General features: G+C 25.9%; 21 protein-coding genes. 10 read left to right on the top strand and 11 right to left on the bottom strand.

The window, feature by feature from the left end; genetic code table 4:
- The first annotated feature begins 375 nt into the window (after positions 1-375).
- From cysS to AAHM79_RS00285, 10 genes are all read left to right on the top strand, one after another.
- Positions 376-1,707 carry a cysteine--tRNA ligase gene (gene cysS / locus AAHM79_RS00330; protein ID WP_338958584.1) on the top strand — a complete coding sequence of 444 codons (1,332 nt, stop codon included), beginning with the start codon at positions 376-378 and terminating at the stop codon, positions 1,705-1,707.
- 12 nt (positions 1,708-1,719) lie between these two features.
- The gene (gene rlmB, locus AAHM79_RS00325; protein ID WP_342257798.1) at positions 1,720-2,460 is read left to right on the top strand and encodes a 23S rRNA (guanosine(2251)-2'-O)-methyltransferase RlmB; all 741 of its coding nucleotides are present in this window, start codon (positions 1,720-1,722) and stop codon (positions 2,458-2,460) included.
- 132 nt (positions 2,461-2,592) lie between these two features.
- On the top strand, positions 2,593-3,543 hold the full coding sequence (locus tag AAHM79_RS00320; RefSeq protein ID WP_342257797.1) for an IS30 family transposase: 951 nt from the start codon (positions 2,593-2,595) through the stop codon (positions 3,541-3,543).
- A 136-nt stretch (positions 3,544-3,679) separates the two neighbouring features.
- Positions 3,680-3,991, top strand: a complete 312-nt coding sequence (locus AAHM79_RS00315; RefSeq protein ID WP_174480240.1) for an HU family DNA-binding protein — start codon at positions 3,680-3,682, stop codon at positions 3,989-3,991.
- Between the two features lie 30 nt (positions 3,992-4,021).
- Positions 4,022-5,035, top strand: a complete 1,014-nt coding sequence (locus tag AAHM79_RS00310) for an alpha/beta hydrolase (protein ID WP_342257796.1) — start codon at positions 4,022-4,024, stop codon at positions 5,033-5,035.
- Positions 5,036-5,105: 70 nt separating this feature from the next.
- Positions 5,106-6,554, top strand: a complete 1,449-nt coding sequence (locus AAHM79_RS00305) for an FAD-dependent oxidoreductase (protein ID WP_342257795.1) — start codon at positions 5,106-5,108, stop codon at positions 6,552-6,554.
- Between the two features lie 189 nt (positions 6,555-6,743).
- A complete protein-coding gene (locus tag AAHM79_RS00300; RefSeq protein ID WP_342257794.1) occupies positions 6,744-7,955 on the top strand; it encodes a cation:dicarboxylate symporter family transporter in 1,212 nt (403 codons plus the stop codon).
- 767 nt (positions 7,956-8,722) lie between these two features.
- Positions 8,723-8,911 carry a hypothetical protein gene (locus AAHM79_RS00295; protein WP_342257793.1) on the top strand — a complete coding sequence of 63 codons (189 nt, stop codon included), beginning with the start codon at positions 8,723-8,725 and terminating at the stop codon, positions 8,909-8,911.
- Positions 8,912-8,933: 22 nt separating this feature from the next.
- On the top strand, positions 8,934-9,491 hold the full coding sequence (locus tag AAHM79_RS00290) for a hypothetical protein (protein WP_342257792.1): 558 nt from the start codon (positions 8,934-8,936) through the stop codon (positions 9,489-9,491).
- Between the two features lie 722 nt (positions 9,492-10,213).
- Positions 10,214-11,164: an IS30 family transposase gene (locus AAHM79_RS00285; RefSeq protein WP_342257791.1), complete on the top strand. Its 951-nt coding sequence runs from the start codon at positions 10,214-10,216 to the stop codon at positions 11,162-11,164.
- Here the strand turns inward: AAHM79_RS00285 and AAHM79_RS00280 are convergent.
- From AAHM79_RS00280 to rpsG, 11 genes are all read right to left on the bottom strand, one after another.
- Positions 11,161-11,664: a hypothetical protein gene (locus AAHM79_RS00280; protein ID WP_342257790.1), complete on the bottom strand. Its 504-nt coding sequence runs from the start codon at positions 11,662-11,664 to the stop codon at positions 11,161-11,163. The two genes, AAHM79_RS00285 and AAHM79_RS00280, sit on opposite strands and share 4 nt — an antisense overlap.
- Before the next feature lie 20 nt (positions 11,665-11,684).
- A complete protein-coding gene (locus AAHM79_RS00275; protein ID WP_342257789.1) occupies positions 11,685-14,348 on the bottom strand; it encodes a cation-translocating P-type ATPase in 2,664 nt (887 codons plus the stop codon).
- A 24-nt stretch (positions 14,349-14,372) separates the two neighbouring features.
- Positions 14,373-15,248 carry an aldo/keto reductase gene (locus AAHM79_RS00270; protein WP_342257788.1) on the bottom strand — a complete coding sequence of 292 codons (876 nt, stop codon included), beginning with the start codon at positions 15,246-15,248 and terminating at the stop codon, positions 14,373-14,375.
- 27 nt (positions 15,249-15,275) lie between these two features.
- Positions 15,276-15,926: an NAD(P)-dependent oxidoreductase gene (locus AAHM79_RS00265; protein ID WP_342257787.1), complete on the bottom strand. Its 651-nt coding sequence runs from the start codon at positions 15,924-15,926 to the stop codon at positions 15,276-15,278.
- 229 nt (positions 15,927-16,155) lie between these two features.
- A complete protein-coding gene (locus AAHM79_RS00260; protein ID WP_342257786.1) occupies positions 16,156-16,302 on the bottom strand; it encodes a hypothetical protein in 147 nt (48 codons plus the stop codon).
- Positions 16,303-16,407: 105 nt separating this feature from the next.
- Complete coding sequence (locus tag AAHM79_RS00255) at positions 16,408-17,106, bottom strand: IS30 family transposase (protein ID WP_342257785.1); 699 nt, start codon at positions 17,104-17,106, stop codon at positions 16,408-16,410.
- A gap of 225 nt (positions 17,107-17,331) precedes the next feature.
- A complete protein-coding gene (locus AAHM79_RS00250) occupies positions 17,332-18,129 on the bottom strand; it encodes a hypothetical protein (RefSeq protein ID WP_252320128.1) in 798 nt (265 codons plus the stop codon).
- 22 nt (positions 18,130-18,151) lie between these two features.
- Positions 18,152-18,799 carry a nitroreductase family protein gene (locus AAHM79_RS00245; RefSeq protein ID WP_342257784.1) on the bottom strand — a complete coding sequence of 216 codons (648 nt, stop codon included), beginning with the start codon at positions 18,797-18,799 and terminating at the stop codon, positions 18,152-18,154.
- Between the two features lie 102 nt (positions 18,800-18,901).
- A complete protein-coding gene (gene tuf, locus AAHM79_RS00240) occupies positions 18,902-20,158 on the bottom strand; it encodes an elongation factor Tu (protein ID WP_342257783.1) in 1,257 nt (418 codons plus the stop codon).
- A 103-nt stretch (positions 20,159-20,261) separates the two neighbouring features.
- Positions 20,262-22,364, bottom strand: coding sequence for an elongation factor G (fusA, locus tag AAHM79_RS00235; RefSeq protein WP_342257782.1), 2,103 nt, complete (start codon positions 22,362-22,364; stop codon positions 20,262-20,264).
- A 15-nt stretch (positions 22,365-22,379) separates the two neighbouring features.
- The gene (rpsG, locus tag AAHM79_RS00230) at positions 22,380-22,847 is read right to left on the bottom strand and encodes a 30S ribosomal protein S7 (RefSeq protein ID WP_342257781.1); all 468 of its coding nucleotides are present in this window, start codon (positions 22,845-22,847) and stop codon (positions 22,380-22,382) included.
- Positions 22,848-22,858: the final 11 nt, after the last annotated feature.

Below are 22,858 nucleotides of genomic sequence, written 5' to 3'. Positions count from 1 at the left end.
AATTCTTATTAAATTAAAAGTTAATAAGAATTTTTGTTATATATTTATGTTAATTAAATTATTAAAATGTTTTTATAATTTATAAAATTTAGTATTTTAATTGTAATATTTTTAAATTAGTAGTAAGATAAATTTACAATTTCATAAAAATCCAAATTATTTCTTGTCTAAAATATAATAAGACTACAACGATTTAATTTATTCCGGATTTTTGACAATCTCCCAATTTCAAATAATTAATACTTTTTTAATTATTAATTATTTTCTTTGTTAAAGAGAGTTTTAAATTTAAAAAATTATTTTGTTACAGATTGATATTCTTTACAGTATAATAGAGTATATGAAAACTCAACTTTATTAAGAAGGGTTAATTAAATGATTAAAATTTATGATAGTTTTTCACAAAGATTGCAGCTGCTTGCCCCTAATAAAAAGCAAGTTAATATGTATTTATGTGGTCCTACTGTTTATAACTATATTCATGTTGGCAATATTCGTGGTGTGCTTGTTTTTGATGTTTTACATCGTTTGTTAATTCATCAAAATTATAAAATAAATTATGTTCATAATATTACTGATATTGATGATAAAATTATTAAGAAAGCTGCGGATTTAAAAATAACAGAACAACAAGTTACTGAAAAATATACGTTAGCATATTATGAAGACTTAGAAAAATTAAATATTATTTTTCCTACAAAATTACCAAAAGTAAGTGAATATATTTCAAAGATTATTGAATTTATTAATAAATTAATTATTAAAGATTATGCATATGTTACGGCTGGTGATGTTTATTTTAAAGTTAATAAGTTAAAAGATTATGGAAGTTTGGCACATAAAAATATTGAAGATTTAATTCCAAATTTTAGAATTAAAAATTTAGTTACTAAAGAAAATAATCTAGATTTTGCTTTGTGAAAATCAACAACAATAGGTATTAGTTGAAATAGTCCGTGAGGAAAAGGAAGACCTGGTTGACATACTGAGTGTGCTTGTTTTGTTGAGGATTTATTTAATGGTCAAACTATTGATTTACATGGTGGTGGTGTTGATTTAAAATTTCCTCATCATGAAAATGAACGAGCTCAATTTGTTGCAGCTAATAATAAAAAAATGTCAAATATTTGATGACATAATGGTCATGTTAATATTGCTAATGAAAAAATGTCAAAATCTTTAAATAATTTTATTTTGGTTAAAGAATTTTGTCAGCAACATCACCCGAATGTATTGCGATATTTAATATTAAATCGTGATCATCAACAACCAATTGATTTCAATAAGGAAACAATTGAAAATGGATTAGTGTCAACAAAAAAATATGAAAATGTTTTAAAACAATGAACATATCAAATATTTATTAACAATATAATATGTAATAATAATCATCATTCAATTTATTATCAACAAATTATTAAAAATTTATCAAATAATATTGATACAACTAATACTATTACTTTAATTGAAAATATGATTAAAAAATTAAATGAAGCACTTATTAAAAAAAATTTTAATGAAGAATTTCAAGAAATTTTTTATACTTTTACCTTTGCTTTAAAAATATTAGGATTTGATTTTAAAGTTGGTAATTATTCTGAAAAGATTAAAAATAAAATTAAAATATGAGAACAACTAAAAAAGGAAAAACAATACCAAGAAGCTGATAAAATTCGTCAAGAATTAAAAGATTTGAATATTATTTAAAGGAGCAAAATTATGGCATTACAATATATTTATGGTTATCACCCTATTATTGCTGCATTATCAACATCATCATTAATAAAAATTAAAAAAGTTTTTTTAGTTCAAGATAAGTACCAAGAATTGAAAAAAGATTTAAAAAGTGTAAATATTCCTTATGAAATTATTAGTTTACAAGCAATGAATAATCTATTAGGTACTACTAAACATCAAAATATTGCTGCTAATGTTAAAGACTATCAATATTTTTCTTTTGATGAATTAATTAATATTGGTTCAACATCTAGATTTTTAAGAATTTTAATTTTAGATCGTATTTCTGATCCACATAATTTTGGTTCAATGTTAAGAATTGCAGCGGGTAATGACTTTGATGGTGTAATTGTTTTAAATCGTAATCAATCTGAAATAAAAGGTGCAGTTGCAAAGGCTGCAGCCGGTGCTCTAAGTATTATTCCAATTTGTCAAGTTAATAACTTAACTTCCGCAATTAATAATTTACAAGAAAAATATAAATTTTGAATTTTGGCTGCTGCTAAAACAGCAAAAGCAATTGATTATTTTACTATTGATTGTAGTAGCAACTTAGCATTAATTATTGGTAATGAAGGTGAAGGGATAAGACCAAAGTTATTAAAACATACAGATTATATTGTTCAAATACCAATAAGTCCAAAAATAGAATCATTTAATGCTAGCGTTGCTTGTGGTATTATTGCAAACTATATTTACGTTGAAACGTTAAAATTATCGTAAATTTTAAGAACCTATATTTTTTGATAATGCTGAGTTATACTTGTAAGTGCAAGTAAATAAAATTGCAAAAAATTCTCATATAAAAATTTCATAATGCTAAATTTAGTTTAGAAAAAAGTAAGGAGTTTTTATATGAGTTATAAACATCTTGGCATAGATGAAAGAATTTATATTGAGAATCAATTGAAATTTAAATTTAAAATTAGTGAAATAGCTAAAAATCTTAATCGAAGTATTAGTACTATTATTCGAGAAATTAATAGAAATAAAGATAATAATCATTATTTTTCATTAATTGCACAAAATAAAGCTGAAAATCGAAAACAATCACATATTAGTTTTCATAAGTTTAAAAATAAGAATTTAGTAAAATATGTGCAACAAAAATTACTATTAGGTTGATCACCTGAACAAATTTATGGCAGAATTAAAAATTTTCATAAAGAGTGAGTTATTAGTTTTAAAACAATTTATACTTGAATTTATTTTGGAATGCTTGATAAAGTTACTAGTAAAAATTTAAGAAGAAAAGGTAAAAAACGAAAATCTAAAGAAAATCGTGGCAAGTTTAATGGTAAATCAATTAAAGAACGAGATATAAATGTTAATGATCGTATAACACTTGGTCATTGAGAAGGAGATACTATAGTATCATCACGAGGTAAAAGCAAATCATGTTTAATAACTTTAGTTGAAAGAGTATCACGATTTACTTTAGCAATATTAGTTAAAAACAGAAATACTAAAGTTATTAATAAAAATGTCAGTTATTATTTATCAATTCTTCCTAAAAACATTGTTAAAACTATTACTTTTGATCGTGGCAAAGAATTTTCAAATTGACAACAACTTGAAAAAAATTTAGATGTAAAAATTTATTTTGCCAATCCATATTCACCTTGACAAAGAGGTACTAATGAAAATACTAATGGTTTAATTAGAGAAAAATTTCCTAAAAAATTTATTTTTTCAAAAACTAATAAAAATGAAGTTCATAAATTTATATTGTCTTTAAATCAAAGACCGAGAAAAATACTAAATTATCTTTCACCAATCGAATATTTGGATAGAAAAATAATTTAGTTGCACTTACCTTTACAATTTAGCATATAAAATTATTAACAAGCAAAGTACGAAAAATTTATAGATTACATTTTATAAATAAAATAATATAAAATAATATTAGAAGGATATGGGCAAACAGATAGGGTTGATTTTTATGAACGCAAAAGAATTAATTGCAAGAGTATCAGATAAAACTAAATTTAACATTCAAGATATTGAAATAGTTTTTAATTGTGTAATTGAAGAAATTAAAAATATTAACCAACTAGGTAAAGTAATTACTATTCCTAATTTTGGTACTTTTAAAATCAAAAAAGTAAAACCCTGTTTACGACGAAATAGTAAAAATAATGGACAACACGTAGTTAGCAAATACAAATATATTAAATTTATACCTTATAAAAAATATAAAAAATATATTCGTTGTAAACCAAAACCAACAATACTAAATAATGTCGACTATTAAAATGTATGACCTAAAATGTGAGGAAAACCAATGAAACAAAGTAGTATTAATAGAATAAAATTAAGACAAAAAGTTAATATAAATTCAATTGAAATGTTTAAAGCATGCTTGCAATATAATTCACAATTTCAACCGAAAGTTAAAATTGAATTAGCAAAATGGCCAATGTATTTTGAATATTGAGAATACCTAGAAAAACATGAAAATATAATTCCTTTTTCAATTAAAACATCAATTGACAATTTAACATTATACGGTAATCTTTTAAAAAGTCCCCTTAAAAATGAAAATAATAATAAAACAATAATTCTATTACACGGAATAACTAATACAAGATTTTGAATATTTAAACAAGCTTTCATTTTTTTACGTGCTGGCTACAATGTTATTTGATATGATGCTCGTAACCATGGTGAAAGTGATGCATCACCAACAACTTTTGGTTTAAAAGAATCACAAGATTTACAAGACATTATTGAATACTGTTGTAAAACATATAAACCAGAAACTACTGCTTTAGGATTATATGGTTTTTCATTAGGTGGCGCAACAGTAGTAATGTGAAGCAATTTATATGCAAAACATAAAATTAATCAAAAAGTAAAATTCATTATTTCTGATTGTACATTTAGTCGCTTAGATCGTACCTATAGTGAAAAACTATACAACTATGCTTTCTTACCTACTAATTTAATGCTGAAATTAAGTCGTAAAAAAGCACAAAAAGCATTTGGTGTTGATGGTTTACAAGAAATACAACCAATTAAATATTTAAAACGAATACCTGATATGCCAATGTTATTTCTTCATGGTCAAAATGATCACTTTATTAACTACACTAATGCTAACGAATTATTTCAAGAAAAAATTCGCTATGAAATACCAAAAAAAAGTTCATTATACACTATCCTTGATGCTAACCACGGTCAAAGTTTTTTAATTGGTGATTTAGACCACAAAGTTGTTAATGAATATAATTTAGTAACTGATAAGGGCATTAGTGACACTACTTTAGAATTTGTTCAAAAATGAATCAATACTTAAGATAAACACTATTAATTGATTTTTTTATTAAATATATATTATAATTAATGAGAGTGGAGCGATGATAAAAATGAAAATTAAAGTTATTATTATTGGTGCTGGTGCGACTGGGATGGGAGTTGCGAATAAATTATTACGTAGTGAAAAAAATAGTGATAAAAACTTTGATATCCATGTTTATCAAGAAAAAAACTATATTTCACTTGGTGCTTGTGGTATTCCTTATTATATTGCTAATGAATTTAAAGATAAAAAACTTTTAAATGACCGTACAAAAAAAGATTTTTCAGAAAAAACTAATAATAAAAATAAAAATAAAATTCATTTAAATCAAAATGTTATTAAAGTCGATACAGCAAAACAAGAAATTCATGTCAAAAAAACAATAGACGATAAAACTAAAGCAAAAGTTGTATCTTATCATGCCTTAGTTATTGCAACAGGAGCCAAACCAAAAATTCCGCCACCTTTTAGTCATGGTATTTTACCACATAATGTTTATAATGTTTTTACTAAAGAAGATGCCATAAATCTAAAAAAAGCAATGAAAAATGCTAAAAAAATAGTTATTATTGGTGGTGGATTTATTGGCATGGAAATGGCAGAAGCGTGCTTAAAACAAAAAAAAGATGTCACAATCGTTGAAATGAAAGATCGATTAATGGCAGACGTTGTTGATAAAGAATTTAGTCAATTAATTTATGATGAACTAACCAAAAAAAATATTAATCATAAAACTAAATCAAAAAACAATGCCACTATTTTACTAAACTATCAAGTTGAAGAACTAATGATGACTCATAATAATGTTAATGATTTGCGTTTAAGAAGTGTAAATGATAAAAAAAACGGAAAAACAATACCTTGTGATTTAGTAATACTAGCAGTTGGTTTTGAACCAAATACGAATTTTTTACAAAATAGCAATATTGAATTAAACAAAAATAAAGCAATTATTATTAACGAATTCTGTCAAATTCCTTCTAAAGAAAATCTTACAAAAAAGTTTTCAAATATGTATAGTGGTGGTGATTGTGCACAAATATATAGTCAATTTGATAAATCATCAATATATGTTCCCTTGGCAACTAATGCTAATAAAATGGCACGTATTATTGCTGATAATATTAAAAACCCAGAACATAAATATCCAGGAACTTTAGGGTCAAGTATTTTACGTGTTGGTAATTTAGAAATAACAAAAACTGGTAGTTTTGATACGATTGATAAAAATAAAATTGGTAGTGTTTATATTAAAGATTATGATCTACCAAGATACTTAAAACAATCTCGTCCTTTATACTTAAAACTATTTTATGATAAAACAAATTTCCAATTACTGGCAGCACAAATGGCAGGTTATAATCATGCCACATTAAGAATTAATGCTCTTGCTACTGCCATTTGAAATAAAATGGACATCCGTGATTTACAAGATTTAGATTTAGTTTATTCACCTCCTTTTGCTCGTACTAGTGATATTATTCATATAGCAAGCAGAAAAGTAACATCGTCATAACCTATAAAAAATAAAAAGAATGAGGTAGCAACTATGACAACTCTTAGTAATGACAATATTAACTTATTAAGAGACTTTGTTGGTATTTCACACTGACAAAGTCTAATCGGGATAATTGTCTTTTTTAGTATTATCCTAGCACTTTCTATTTTTATGCTGAATTATACTTGTAAGTGCAAGTAAATAAAATTGCAAAAAATTCTCATATACTGAATTGAATTATTAAAAACTATTTTTATTATTGGTATTACTATGTTAACTATTCCATTAGTATTTTTAGCTATCGCTAGAATTACTAGTAAAAAAAATAGTAACTCAAAAACAATAACTAAAGTTTCAGGAGTTGGTATTACTATTTTATTAATAAATGTGGCTATTGCTTTTACTATTGCCTTTGGACTAGGAATTGCTTTCAAAATTGGGCAAGGTTTTAATTTAACTGATGGTTGTAATTACGATAAAACTACTGCCAAAACAATTCCCGAAATTATCATTAGTTACGTTCCTAGCAGCTTAATTGGTGTTTTTACTCAAACATTAATTATTACAATTATTGTACTTGGTGCTTTAATTGGATTTGCAATTAAAAAACTAACTAAGCATAATGAAGAACGAATGGACAAAGCAAGAAACACTTTAGAAACAATGTGAAAAATTATTATTTCAATATTAATGATGTTTATTAAAATTATGCCATTTGCTGTTATGAGTATGCTAGCAACAGCAATTATTAATCAACCAATTGGTGCACTTGCTAATATTGGCATTATTATTGGGGTTGCTTATTTAGCACTACTTATTACTTTCTTATGACATTTATTATCATTATATTTATTTGGTATTAATCCTTATCGTTGATTAGTAAAAGCACAGAAACCAATTATTGCTGGTTTTACAACTCAGTCTTCTAATGCCGCTTTACCAATTGCTATGAATACCTTAAAAGAAGATTTAAAAGTGAAAGAAGAGGGTAGTGATACAGTAATGCCACTTTCAACAACAATAGGTTTAAGTGGCTGTGCTGGAGTACAAGCTGGAATTATTTTATCTTTCTTATGATTTAGTGTTATCCTTCCTGGTAATTTTCCCAACTGAACAATCGCTATTTTATTTATTAATGGTTTCATTGTAACACTAGTTGCTTCATTAGGAATTGCGGGAGTGCCAGGAACTGCTGCTGTTGTAACGGCTGGTGTTTTAGGTGGTCTTGGTTTTGGTAGCTATTATTCTGCTGTTTATGGTATTATTGGTGCCTTAGATGGTTTATTTGATATGGGCAGAACTGCAGTTAATATTTCTGGTGGTTTACAAGCTACTGTTATTGCTTCTCGCAATCAAGAATTAATTGAAGATGAAAAACTTTTATTAAAAAATACCCTTTTAAGAGTTTACACATTTTAACAAAGAAAGTTGGAGCCAAATTGTTAATTAGATCTGAAAAAAATGATAAGATTCAAGCATTAAAAAAGATACTAAAGTTAAAATTGAAGCATTAAAAAAAGTAAAAAATAGTGAGAATGATATTAAATTTTTAAAAGAGCAGTTAAAAAAAGATATTAAAGCAATTAAGAATGGCAAAGATGTATAATTTCCAACTATTATTACATTAAATATTTTTAGTAATCTATTTCATAAAGATATCACAAAACTAAATATATAATAGAAATTAAATGAGGAAAATAACTAATTTTTTGAGATGGACTAATAAAGATTAATTGATGTGCTAATATATTTCTACCTTCAATAATACCTTTTATTAAAGGACTTTTATCAAATCCTAATGTATAATCATTATCCTTTGATTAAAATCATTTTTTTCTTTATACATATCTTCTAATTGACTTAGTAAGATATTCATTTTTTTGAATTTTCTTTAAACTATCTGTAACATTTGCAATTGCCTGCTGTTTATTTGATGTTACTGGTTTAGTTTTCTCTGCAAAATAATTTTGCATATAAATATCTGAAATATTTGTTTGTTTAGTTATATCAATAATTATTGAACCTTGATAACTTTTATCATTAAAACTACTAATTATTTTTACATTTTATTTTAGAAATTTTTTGTCATTCTTATTTATTGCCGTGAATAATATTATATAATTGTATTGAAGTTCTATTTTATATAATTTATATGAAAGTAAATGAATTTAAAGGAGAAAAATAAAATGAAAAATTTATTAAAATTATTATCAATTTTAGCAATATCAACACTAATACCATTAACTGTAGTTGCTTGTGATACACCAGACTCAAAAAAAGATACAAAAATTGATATTTCAACAAAAATTCCTAATGATATAGATTTAGGGATATTAAAATTTAAAAAAAAATATAAAATCTGAATTTTTAAATAAATTACAAGAAAAATTAGTAACAATGTTAGGTTTAAAAACTATTACAAGTAATGAATATGATGTTTATATAAAAATTTTTGAAAAATATTTTTACTTTAAAGATTTATACTTTATTGATATTTTCAAACAAAATGATTTTTTAACTTTAAATTTAAATATTAAAATTGTTGCTAAAAATGGAACCAAATTTAAAGGAGAAAAAAATAATATTACAATTAGTTACTGCTTATTACAATCATGAACTGATTTAAACCAAATTACTAATATTGATAGTCCAAGTCAAATTGAGGCCATTGACCCGAATGCTGTTACAAAAGAAGAATTAGAAAATGCATTAGATTCAATCATCAATAATTCTGTACAAAAAATATGTTATGACGATATTGTCATCAAAGAACTTGATTATGTATATGATATAATAGATGAAGATTGCATTAATAGAATTACTACTATTGATTTATCAACTACTAGTAAAATAGTCAAAGTTAAAATTACTGCTCAATGAAATTCAATTGATTTTGTTGGAACGACTAATTTAATATCTGTCACTTTGCCAAAAGCTATTAAAATTATTAACTAATGTAAATTTTAAATCAAATATGAAAGAAGTCTATTGAAAATAAACAAAATTTGATAACATATAGTTGCTATCCAATATATAATTTTAACCCACTACTTTTATGCTAAAGTAAGTGGGTTAATTGTTTAAAAAGGGTAATTAAAATAGAAGTAATTGAACAACATATTTAGTTTAATTTCAAAAATAAGAAATGCAATAAAAAGAAAAAATAAAAAATCAAATGATAAAACAACTAATTTAATAAGTAATATTTTTGAAATAATGAGATTTTAAATGAAAAAAAGAAAACAAAAAAACTTAAAGTAACCAAGAAGAAATCAGTAAATTAAGAAGCAATATTAAGCAAAAATCAGGAGAAGATTAAAGACTTAATTATTTTAAATGAGAAATATAAAAAAATAAAGATGAAAATAATGAAAAAGTTGTTAGTAAATTTAAAATTTTAGAAAACCAAAGGCAAAGAAAAAGAAATTTTTTTATTAATTCAATTTTTACTAATAAAATCAAATCTATTTCATATTTCTCTATTTTCAAAGAGAAATTTTTCAACATATTTATATACTTTATCTTTAATTTTATTTTTTCAAAAATAAAATCTCCATTCTATTAAAGTAATTTGCTGAATTATACTTGTAAGTGCAAGTAAATAAAATTGCAAAAAATTCTCATATAAAAATTTCATAATGCTAAATTTAGTTTAGAAAAAAGTAAGGAGTTTTTATATGAGTTATAAACATCTTGGCATAGATGAAAGGATTTATATTGAGAATCAATTGAAATTTAAATTTAAAATTAGTGAAATAGCTAAAAATCTTAATCGAAGTATTAGTACTATTATTCGAGAAATTAATAGAAATAAAGATAATAATCATTATTTTTCATTAATTGCACAAAATAAAGCTGAAAATCGAAAACAATCACATATTAGTTTTCATAAGTTTAAAAATAAGAATTTAGTAAAATATGTACAACAAAAATTACTATTAGGTTGATCACCTGAACAAATTTATGGCAGAATTAAAAATTTTCATAAAGAGTGAGTTATTAGTTTTAAAACAATTTATACTTGAATTTATTTTGGAATGCTTGATAAAGTTACTAGTAAAAATTTAAGAAGAAAAGGTAAAAAACGAAAATCTAAAGAAAATCGTGGCAAGTTTAATGGTAAATCAATTAAAGAACGAGATATAAATGTTAATGATCGTATAACACTTGGTCATTGAGAAGGAGATACTATAGTATCATCACGAGGTAAAAGCAAATCATGTTTAATAACTTTAGTTGAAAGAGTATCACGATTTACTTTAGCAATATTAGTTAAAAACAGAACTACTAAAGTTATTAATAAAAATGTCAGTTATTATTTATCAATTCTTCCTAAAAACATTGTTAAAACTATTACTTTTGATCGTGGCAAAGAATCTTCAAATTGACAACAACTTGAAAAAAATTTAGATGTAAAAATTTATTTTGACAATCCATATTCACCTTGACAAAGAGGTACTAATGAAAATACTAATGGTTTAATGAGAGAAAAATTTCCTAAAAAATTTATTTTTTCAAAAACTAATAAAAATGAAGTTCATAAATTTATATTGTCTTTAAATCAAAGACCGAGAAAAATATTAAATTATCTTTCACCAATCGAATATTTGGATAGAAAAATAATTTAGTTGCACTTACCTTTACAATTTAGCATATTTAATTTCTTAGGTTTAAAAGAACCATTGTTATTAATTTTCATAAACATTTCTTTATATCACAAAGAAAGTTGTTCATAAAAATATTTATTTATTTTATCTTTGTTTTTAATTGTCATCATCATAATTTCATATCAATTTAAATTACATTTATATGGCTGAAAAACTTTTAAATCTCATTGTATGCAACATTCAATAATTAAAAAATCAGGAGTTGCAACAAATTCAAAATCATTGTATTTAGTATAACATTTAAATAATGAATTAACATAATGATTTCGTTTTTGCATTTCTAATTCTCATTTACATAAAAGTAAATTAAAGTAGTTGCGTTCCAAATCTAAAAATGGTTGCATTGCCATATTTGTAATTTTTTTATTTAAACAATGATCATACATTAGTAATTCCTTACGCAATGCAGTTAAACTCATATCTGGTGTATAACTAAATAATTCATACGGAATAATTCTCATTATTAATTTTCCATTCTATATTATTTAACTTTTACTTTATTTTGTTCTTTTTTAATTAATTTATTAACTAAAAGTCTAATTCCTTTATACACTTCTAATAATCACATTGGTATTGTTGATAAAGCAATACAAAGTAATCAATCAACTGCACGAAAACCAGCACCAATACCAAAAGCATTGCTAACAACAGGTGTAAAAATAATAAAAGTATTAATAGCAAAAGCACTAATCGCCGCAACTCAAATATATTTATTTTTTCAAGTAATCTTATTAAAAATAATTGTATTAGCACCTGAAACAAAAGAAAATGCATAAAAAAAAGGAGCATTAGTCATTATAACAAAACCAAAACCAAAACCTTCGCTATTATTTTCATGTAAAATTTGAGGTAAAAAATGAAAAGCTAATAGTAACAAGGTACTTAATATTATACTAACAATACCAATAAATCCTCAACTACCAGTAAGAATTCTATCATTCCGTTTTGTTGGTTTTCTAAGCATTAAATCAGGGTTATTAGGTCCCATTGACATTGGAATTGCAATAACAGATTCAACAATTAAATTAATTCATAAAATTTGAATTGGTTGCAATAATTCATTTCATCCAAAAATAGCACCAATAACAATTGAAAATACTTGGGCCATATTAGTAATTAAAATAAAAATAACAATTCTTTTAATTTTACTGTAAATATTACGCCCTTCTTCAATAGCATCAACAATAGTAGCAAAATTATCATCAGTTAATACTATTTGTGAAGATTCTTTAGCAACATCGGTTCCCGTAATACCCATCGCTACTCCAATATCTGCTGCTTTTAAACTAGGAGCATCATTAACACCATCACCAGTCATCGAAACAACCTTATTATGACTCTTTAATGCTTTAACAATCTTAACTTTATGTTCAGGAGAAACACGAGCAAAAACTCGATATTGATTAATATTAGCATTAAATGATTCTTCTGGAATATCATCAATTGTATTACCACTAAGTGCTTGTGTTTTATTTTCAATCACACCTAATTCTTGACCAATAGCAACAGCAGTATTTAAATGATCACCAGTAATCATAATTGTATCAATACCTGCTTTTTTAGTTTTAACTAAAGAATCTTTAACTTCGTTTCTTGGCGGATCAATCATTCCAACTAATCCTAAAAAAGTTAAATTACTTTCAATTTCATTAATATTACTATAATCTTTCGTATTATTAACAGTTTTATAACTTGCTCCTAAAACACGTAATGCTGAATTTGACATTTCTTCCATACTTGTAATTATTTCTTTTTTAATTTGTGCAGTTAATACTACTCTTTCGTTATTAATAAGCGTATGAGTACAAATATTAATCATATTATCAACCGCGCCTTTAACAAAAACATAAGTTTCTTTATCATATTCATTAATTGTTGACATTAATTTACGATTGGAATCAAAAGGTATTTCATGAACTCGAGTATGTTTATCACTAAGTGCCTTTGTTGGAAACTTTAATGTTTCTGATCAATTAATAAGTGCTGCTTCTGTTGGATCACCAATAGTTTTATTTTTACTAACTTCACTATTATTACATAATACTAAACAATCTAAAAATAATTGTTCTTGTTTAGTTTTCTTTTTAAAGTCATTACTATCATTAACTGATTTTGTTAAATAATATTTTTTAACAGTCATTTTATTTTGTGTTAAAGTTCCGGTTTTATCAGAACAAATAATATCAACTTGACCTAATGTTTCAACAGCAGGTAAATGTTTAACAATAGCATGTTTTTTTGCCATTCTTGAACTTCCCAGTGATAATGAAACGGTGACAATAACTTGCAAACCTTCAGGTATTACTGCTATTGTTAAAGCAATTCCAAAAATTAAAGCATTAATAGCAGGTACTTTAATTAAGAAAAATTGTAGTAAAAACATAGCTAAACCTAATAATAAAGCAAAAACTGAAATTATTCTAATTAAAAAAGACATTTGTCGCGTTAATGGTGATTTAGGTTCTTTTTCTTCTTGTAATAACTTAGTTATTTTTCCAATTTCAGAAGTTTTTGCTGTTGCATAAACTAAACCAAGACCACTACCTGTCGCAATAGAAGTAGACATAAAAGCAAGATTAGTTCTTTCACCAATTGATAATTTTTCTTCAGTTAATGCTTCAGTAGTTTTACTAATTAAGGTTGATTCACCAGTTAAAAGTGATTCATTAGTACGTAAATTATAAGACTGAATAATACGCAGATCAGCAGGTACAAACATTCCCGCATCTAAATAAACCAAATCACCTACCACTAAATCTTTAGCATCAATATCGTATTTATTACCATTACGAATTACTACTGCTTGTGAAGAAACTAATTTCTTTAAAGAGTCCAAAGAAGCTGCAGCTTTTACTTCTTGATAAGTAGCCAAAGTAGCATCAACAATTACAATTAAAAAAACAACTAATGCTTCTTGTCATTGACCAATAACAGTAGCAATAATTGCTAATGCAATTAATACTAAAACAAATGGTTCAATAAAATGTGCTAAAACTATTTTTCAAATTGGCTTTTTTTTCGTAACTGGTAATTGATTAGGTCCTGTTTCTATTAACAATTGAGCTGCGGCTTCTTCAGTTAAACCTGTAACAAAATTAGTATTTAGTTTTTTTGCTAATTCCTTAGTTGTATCATTTCAAATCACAATTATTTAACCCCCTTTTTAAATTTAATCCATCATAATTCCTTTTCAAAATTTTTTATCATTAGATTGTGGGCCTAAAGCAGTTTGTGGTAATTTTTGAATTTTTAACATTTCTTCTTCTGTTAGTTCAAAACCCCCAATATCGGGATTACTAATAATTCGCTCTGGATTAGTTGATTTAGGAATAACTACTTGACCCAATTGTCAAGCTCATCTTAAAGCAATGTGACTAGTAGTAACCTTGTATTTATTTGCTAATTCTTGTAATAATGGTATTTCATCTGCTCTACCACCTAGCTTTGTTCTTCATGAAGTAACAGCAATATTATTCTCGTAACAAAAATCTATTGTGTTTTTTTGATTAAAACCAGGATGTGTTTCAATTTGATTAATTGCTGGTTTTATTTTTATTTTTTTTAAAAAATCTTTTAATTGTGAACTATTAAAATTTGAAACACCAATTGCCCTAACTTTACCATATTCATAAAATTCTTCTAAGGCTCTTCAACATTCAAAACTTTGTTTAGTTGGTCAATGAATTAAACATAAATCTAAATAATCTAGTTTTAAACGAGTCAGGATACCACGCAAAGCATCTTTAGTAAGTTCATATTCATGATTGTCATTTCAAATTTTAGAAGTAATAAATAAATCTTCCCTTTTAACTTCTGGATTTTCTGCTAAAAAATCTTTAATTGCATTACCAATTATCTCCTCGTTTTTATAATATTCTGCAGTATCAATATGACGATAACCATTTTGCAAAGCACAAATTACTGAATTATAAATAGATTTACTATCAACCATTAAATATGTACCTAATCCAAATTGAGGAATTTTGACACCATTATTTAGAGTTATCGTTTTTTGTAAAATTTGTTCTTTTGTAAGTTTTACCATTTGTCTAATATCCTTTCAAACAAAATATTAATTATAACCCGCTGTAAAACGTTTTTTAATAAATTTTTGTTCTTTAATCTCATTAATAATAGCAATTGCAGCATCACCATAACTAATCTCACTTTTTCCTTCTTTATTAACAATTAAATGATTGTTACCAATTTTAAATTTACCTAAAGTTGGTAATTCTGGGTCATAGTATAAAGAAGGGCTAAAATATGTTCAATTAATGTCACTGCTACGATAAGTAGCTAATGCTTGAACTTGTTGTTGTGCATGTTCTTTTCATGCTTCAGGAAATGCACTTGTTTCTACTAATATTTCATTCTTATCATCTAACAAACTACCAGCACCACCAACAATTAATAACCTTTTAATATTTTGACATTCATGCATGATAGTAATTAAGTTTTTAGCAACTTGCTGATGAATATTTGGGGGATTATCAATAGTAGGGCCGTAAGCACTAATTAAAATATCAACATCATTAACAACCGCTTTAATACTACTTTTATTAGTAAGATCAGCTTTTTTAATGGTCAATCGATTATCATTATTAAGAATTGGCATTTTAATAGGATTTCTAGTAATGGCAACAACTTGATATCCCTGTTTTAAAGCTTCTTTAGTTAAAGCAAGTCCTGATTTTCCTAATGCTCCAATAATTCCAATTTTCATAGTTAATACTCCTTTTCAAACTTAATTTTAACGAAGAGTCAACAATATACTATAGTAATTATAGCATAATAAGTACACCTTATATTAGGTATTAGTTTGGGTGTTAGTAAATCATAAAATTATGATTTTAATTTATAATATTGCTACTTTTACTCATAAATTTACAATTATATATAATAATTTAATTACTAAAATATTTTTAAAAGCTAAATTGTAAAGGTAAGTGCAACTAAATTATTTTTCTATCCAAATATTCGATTGGTGAAAGATAATTTAATATTTTTCTCGGTCTTTGATTTAAAGACAATATAAATTTATGAACTTCATTTTTATTAGTTTTTGAAAAAATAAATTTTTTAGGAAATTTTTCTCTCATTAAACCATTAGTATTTTCATTAGTACCTCTTTGTCAAGGTGAATATGGATTGTCAAAATAAATTTTTACATCTAAATTTTTTTCAAGTTGTTGTCAATTTGAAAATTATTTGCCACGATCAAAAGTAATAGTTTTAACAATGTTTTTAGGAAGAATTGATAAATAATAACTGACATTTTTATTAATAACTTTAGTAGTTCTGTTTTTAACTAATATTGCTAAAGTAAATCGTGATACTCTTTCAACTAAAGTTATTAAACATGATTTGCTTTTACCTCGTGATGATACTATAGTATCTCCTTCTCAATGACCAAGTGTTATACGATCATTAACATTTATATCTCGTTCTTTAATTGATTTACCATTAAACTTGCCACGATTTTCTTTAGATTTTCGTTTTTTACCTTTTCTTCTTAAATTTTTACTAGTAACTTTATCAAACATTCCAAAATAAATTCAAGTATAAATTGTTTTAAAACTAATAACTCACTCTTTATGAAAATTTTTAATTCTGCCATAAATTTGTTCAGGTGATCAACCTAATAGTAATTTTTGTTGTACATATTTTACTAAATTCTTATTTTTAAACTTATGAAAACTAATATGTGATTGTTTTCGATTTTCAGCTTTATTTTGTGCAATTAATGAAAAATAATGATTATTATCTTTATTTCTATTAATTTCTCGAATAATAGTACTAATACTTCGATTAAGATTTTTAGCTATTTCACTAATTTTAAATTTAAATTTCAATTGATTCTCAATATAAATCCTTTCATCTATGCCAAGATGTTTATAACTCATATAAAAACTCCTTACTTTTTTCTAAACTAAATTTAGCATTATGAAATTTTTATATGAGAATTTTTTGCAATTTTATTTACTTGCACTTACAAGTATAATTCAGCAATTTAATGCCTTTATCAACAAATACAACAATATATAATTCACAAACACCAAAAAATTTGAACTAAAAAAATAAAATGTAATAAAAAATATTAATTTAAATAATTAATATTTTTTATTTTCTTAATATTTATCACAAAAAGTATAAAGTAATGATAAGATTGCAGCGCCAATTAGAACATCATTTTGATTATGATTTGCTACTTGCGTAGTAAAACTAGGTAATAAACAAATATTATTAAAAAAATATTGATCAATAATTCTTCCAATATTATTATTTGTTAATGAAAATTGTTCTTTTAATATTTTACAATAATCATTATTATTTTTAATTAGTATTGAAGTTTTTTTAGTAGCACCAACATCAAGATGTAAACCTTTTTTATATAAAGGTAAATTTAAAACTTGATCATTATTTCAAATGTCATATAAATCAAAAATTTTATGTTTTTGAAAAAAATAACTAACTTTATTTTTGAATTTACTTTCATCATTATGATAACTCAAATAGTTTTTTAGCATTAATATCTCAGTTCTAGCACCAAGTAAAATCAAAGATTTAATGTTATGTTTCAATAACTTATTAGTTAAAAATTTAAAAAACTGTTGCTGATGTTTAACAAGCTTTAAATCTTCATTTAAAATATTTGGTTGTGGAATAACAGTTTTAACGAACAAATGTAACTTTTTATTTTGTAAATTACTAACACTTAAATCTTCTTTTTTATTAATAATTAATAATGCAATTGAAAAAATTTTTTCAAAATCATGAGCATACGAATTGTTCTTTTTTTTATGTAATAAATTACGAAAAGTCTCAAAATCAAAAATAAGAATTGGATATTCAATCTTATCTAAAAATTTACCAATAACATTAATATTTAATTCAATATCTAAGTTATTTATTTTTAATTTTTCCATTGCAATACCTTTTCTAATACATTTATTTGATAAGCGTACTGATTTCACTAACTTCGTTTTTAATAATTTTAGTTTTTGATGGATAACCATAACCAGCAGACACTAAAATTGTAACATGATACTTATTAGGTTCAATAATCTTATTTGATTCTAAGTAAGTTAATAATTGTTGTTCATTAAAACCACCTAATACAACATTATCAATTTCATGAGCAGTTAATAATAATAAAAGATTTTGTAATAAAATAAAAGTTTGACATTGTGCCCAATGATTTATTTGTGTTTTTTTGTCATGATCAAAGAAATTATTAAATGTTGATTTATAAATTTCGTATTGTGGTTTTGTTAAATTACGTCTTTTCATAACAGTATCAACAAATCATTGATTACTAGTATTGAAATTTTCACCACTATAACTTAATAAAATAAATAAATGTGAACAAGTACTAACTTGTTGTTGATTATTTATGATTGGTTGCAATTGTGCTTTAATTTTAGAATTACTAATAACTAAAATTTTTCATGGTTCTAAACCATATGAAGATGGGGTATGACGCACATATTTAAGAATATCGTTAATTTTACTATCACTAATAATTTTACTAGGATCATAATTACGAATTGATTTACGATTTAAAATTAGACTTTCCAGCTCTTTAACATAAGGCATTGATTTGTCATCTCTTTTCTATAAATTAATTTTACTACTAAAATATTTTTAATTAAAAATCTTTATTCTCTTTTGAGAATAAAGATTTTTAATTTAATGTGATTATTTAATAACTTCAGTAACTTGTCCAGCACCAACAGTTCTTCCACCTTCACGGATTGAGAATTGAGTACCTTTCTCAAGGGCAACTGGGTGAATTAATTCAACAGTAATAGTAACGTTATCACCTGGCATAATTAATTCCGATTTTTCACCTTTATTAATAAAGTCTCCCATACTTCCTGTAACATCAGTTGTACGGAAATAAAATTGTGGTCGATATCCTGGATTAAATGAAGTATGACGTCCACCTTCTTCTTTAGTTAGAATATAAACTTCACCTTTAAATTTAGTATGTGGAGTAACTGATCCTGGTTTAGCAATAACTTGTCCACGTTGAATATCTTCACGTTTAACTCCACGTAATAATACTCCAACGTTATCACCAGCTTGTGCTTCATCTAATAATTTTCTGAACATTTCAATACCAGTAACAACAACTTTTTTAAGACCTTTGTTAATACCAATAATATCAATTTCATCATTAACTTTTAAAGTTCCACGTTCAATTCTTCCAGTAGCTACTGTTCCACGTCCAGTAATAGTGAAAACATCTTCAACAGCTAATAATACTGGTTTATCAACTTCTCTTTTTGGTGTTGGAATTCATTCATCCATTGCTGTTAATAATTCTTTAATTTTTTCTTCTCATTCTTTTTTACCATCTAATGCTACTCTTGCAGAACCACGAATAATTGGTGTATCATCACCTTCAAATTCATAATTAGTTAGTAATTCACGAATTTCCATTTCAACAAGTTCTAATACGTCATCGTCTACACTTTCCATATCACACTTATTTAAGAATACAACAATTTTTTTAACTCCAACTTGACGTGCCAATAGAATGTGTTCACGTGTTTGTGGCATTGGACCATCAGTTGCAGAAACAACTAACACTGAACCATCCATTTGAGCTGCACCTGTAATCATATTTTTAATGTAGTCAGCGTGACCTGGACAGTCAACGTGTGCATAGTGACGAGTTGGTGTTTCATATTCAACGTGAGCTGTATTAATAGTAATACCACGTGCTTTTTCTTCTGGAGCAGCATCAATAGAAGCATAGTCCTTAAACATACCTTTATATCCATCTGCTTCATGTTTTGAACAATAACTAGTAATTGCAGCAGTTAATGTTGTTTTTCCATGGTCAACGTGACCAATTGTTCCAACATTAACGTGCGGTTTTGTACGTTCAAATTTTTGTTTTGGGCCTGTTGATACAGGCTTTGATTTTTTTACTTCTTTTTCTGCCATTTTTGTTTCCTCCTTGGAAATAATTAATACTTATTTTTATTTAATTAAATTAAACACTAAGATAATTTTAAAGTAAAGTTATTATACTTTCAATTAAATTATTTTATTTTTTAGTAATTCTTCCTTTTTGATATTTACCAGCAACTGCTTCAGCAACTGATTTTGGTGCTTCTTCATAGTGTGAAAAAGACATTGTATATGTTCCACGTCCTTGGGTCATTGAACGTAATTCAGTAGCATAACCAAACATTTCAGATAAAGGCACTTTAGCTTTAACAACTTTACTGTTACCACGCATTTCATCTGCTTCAATAGTACCTCTTTTACCAGAAATTTTACCAACAATAGAACCATAATATTCATCTGGAATAATAACTTCAACATTCATAATTGGTTCTAATAATACTGGTTTTAATAAATCTTTATTATCTTGTAAAGATTTAGAAGCTGCAATATTAAAGGCACGTTCTGAAGAGTCAACAGGGTGGAATGAACCATCATATAATGTTGCTTTAACGTCAATAACTGGATATCCAGCAATTAAACCATTAGCTAATGATTCAATTAATCCTTCTTGTACTGGTTTAATGTATTCACGTGGCACTTTACCACCAACAATTTTATCAACAAACTCAAATCCTTTATCTGGATTTGGTTCAAATTTAATAATAACATGTCCATATTGGCCGCGACCACCTGATTGATGAATATATTTACCCTCAGCGCGCTCACAAACTGCTTTAATTGTTTCACGATAAGCAACTTGTGGATTTCCAATGTTAGTTGCTACTTTAAATTCACGTTTTAAACGATCAGTTAAGATGTCTAAATGCAGTTCTCCCATTCCTGAAATAATTGTCTGTCCTGTTTCTTTGTCTGATGAAACACGGAATGTTGGATCTTCTTCTGCAAGTTTTTGTAAACCTAAACTCATTTTTTCTTGATCAGCTTTTGTTTTTGGTTCAAGCGCTAATGAAATAACTGGTTCTGGAAATACCATTTTTTCTAAAATAACTTCATGTTTTTCATCACATAATGTATCACCAGTAGTTGTATCTTTTAAACCAACAATAGCAGCAATGTCACCAGCATAAACCTTTTTAATTTCGGCACGACTATTGGCATGCATTTGTAAAATTCGACCAACACGCTCTTTTTTTTCTTTAGTTGAGTTTAATACATAACTACCAGATTCTAATGTTCCCGAATATACTCTAAAAAAAGTTAATCTTCCAACAAAAGGGTCAGTCATGATTTTAAATGCCAACGCTGAGAAAGGTTCTTCATCACTAGAATGACGTTCTACTTCTTTTGATGAAACAGGTAATATTCCTTTAATTGCAGGTACATCTAATGGTGAAGGCAAGTAATCAATAACTGCATCTAACATTAATTTAACACCTTTATTTTTAAAGGCACTACCACATAATACTGGGAAAAACTCAGCAGCAATTGTTGCTTTACGAATTACTGTCTTAATTTCAGCAACCGTTACTTCTCTTTCAGCATATTTCATAAAGAAATCATCATCAAAGTGAGAAAGTGCTTCTAATAATTCCTCACGTCTACTTGCAATAACATCTTTAAGTTCTTCAGGAATTGCCATTTCTTTATAATCCTCATTTGGTTTACCATCAAAATGGTATGCTTTCATCTCAATTATATCAATAATTCCATCAAAAGCATCTTCTGCACCAATTGGTCATTGAATTGCATGAGCATTTGCACCAAGACGATCTTTTAATGTTTGAATTGAATGAGCAAAGTCAGCCCCAATTTTATCCATTTTATTTGCAAAAACAATTCTTGGTACATTATACCTAGTTGCTTGATTTCAAACAGTTTCAGTTTGTGGTTCAACTCCAGTTTGCGCGTCTAATACAGCAACTGCTCCGTCTAAAACTCTTAATGAGCGTTCAACTTCAACAGTAAAATCAACGTGACCCGGAGTATCAATAATATTTATTCGATTATTTCTTCAAACAGCAGTTGTTGCAGCTGAAGTAATAGTAATACCACGTTCTTGTTCTTGTTCCATTCAGTCCATAGTTGCGGCACCTTCATGTACCTCACCAATTTTATGAATTTTACCAGTATGGTATAAAACTCTTTCTGTTGTTGTAGTTTTACCAGCATCAATATGAGCCATAATTCCAATATTTCTAGTATTTGCTAGTGAATATTCTCGACCTGATTTTTCTGCCATTTTCTCTCTCCTTTATTATCATTTATAGTGAGCAAAGGCTTTATTAGCTTCAGCCATACGATGAATTTCATCACGTTTTTTAATTGATGAACCATTACCAGTAGCAGCATCCATAATCTCAGCTGCAAGTTTATCTTGCATACTATTACCATATCTTGCTTGTGAATAAGAAACTAATCAACGAATTGCTAAAGTTATCTTACGAGTAGCACTAACTTCAATAGGAACTTGATAGTTTGCGCCACCAATTCTTCGAGTTTTAATTTCTAATTGTGGTGTAATATTAGCAATTGCCTTTTCAAATACTTCTAATGGTAATTGTTGGGTTTTTTCTCCAACAATTTTAAAAGAATTATAAACAATTTTTTGAGCTACACTTTTTTTACCATCAATCATAATGGCGTTAATTAATTGAGTAACAATTTTTGAATCATAAATTGGATCAGCAACTAATTCTCTTTTAATAGCTTGATTTTTACGCATTTAGTTTTACC

Origin of the sequence: Spiroplasma endosymbiont of Nomada ruficornis, assembly GCF_964030795.1 — a bacterium.
Taxonomy (GTDB): domain Bacteria; phylum Bacillota_I; class Bacilli_A; order Mycoplasmatales; family VBWQ01; genus Spiroplasma_E; species Spiroplasma_E ixodetis_A.
This window is presented reverse-complemented; position numbering and strand designations above follow the sequence as displayed.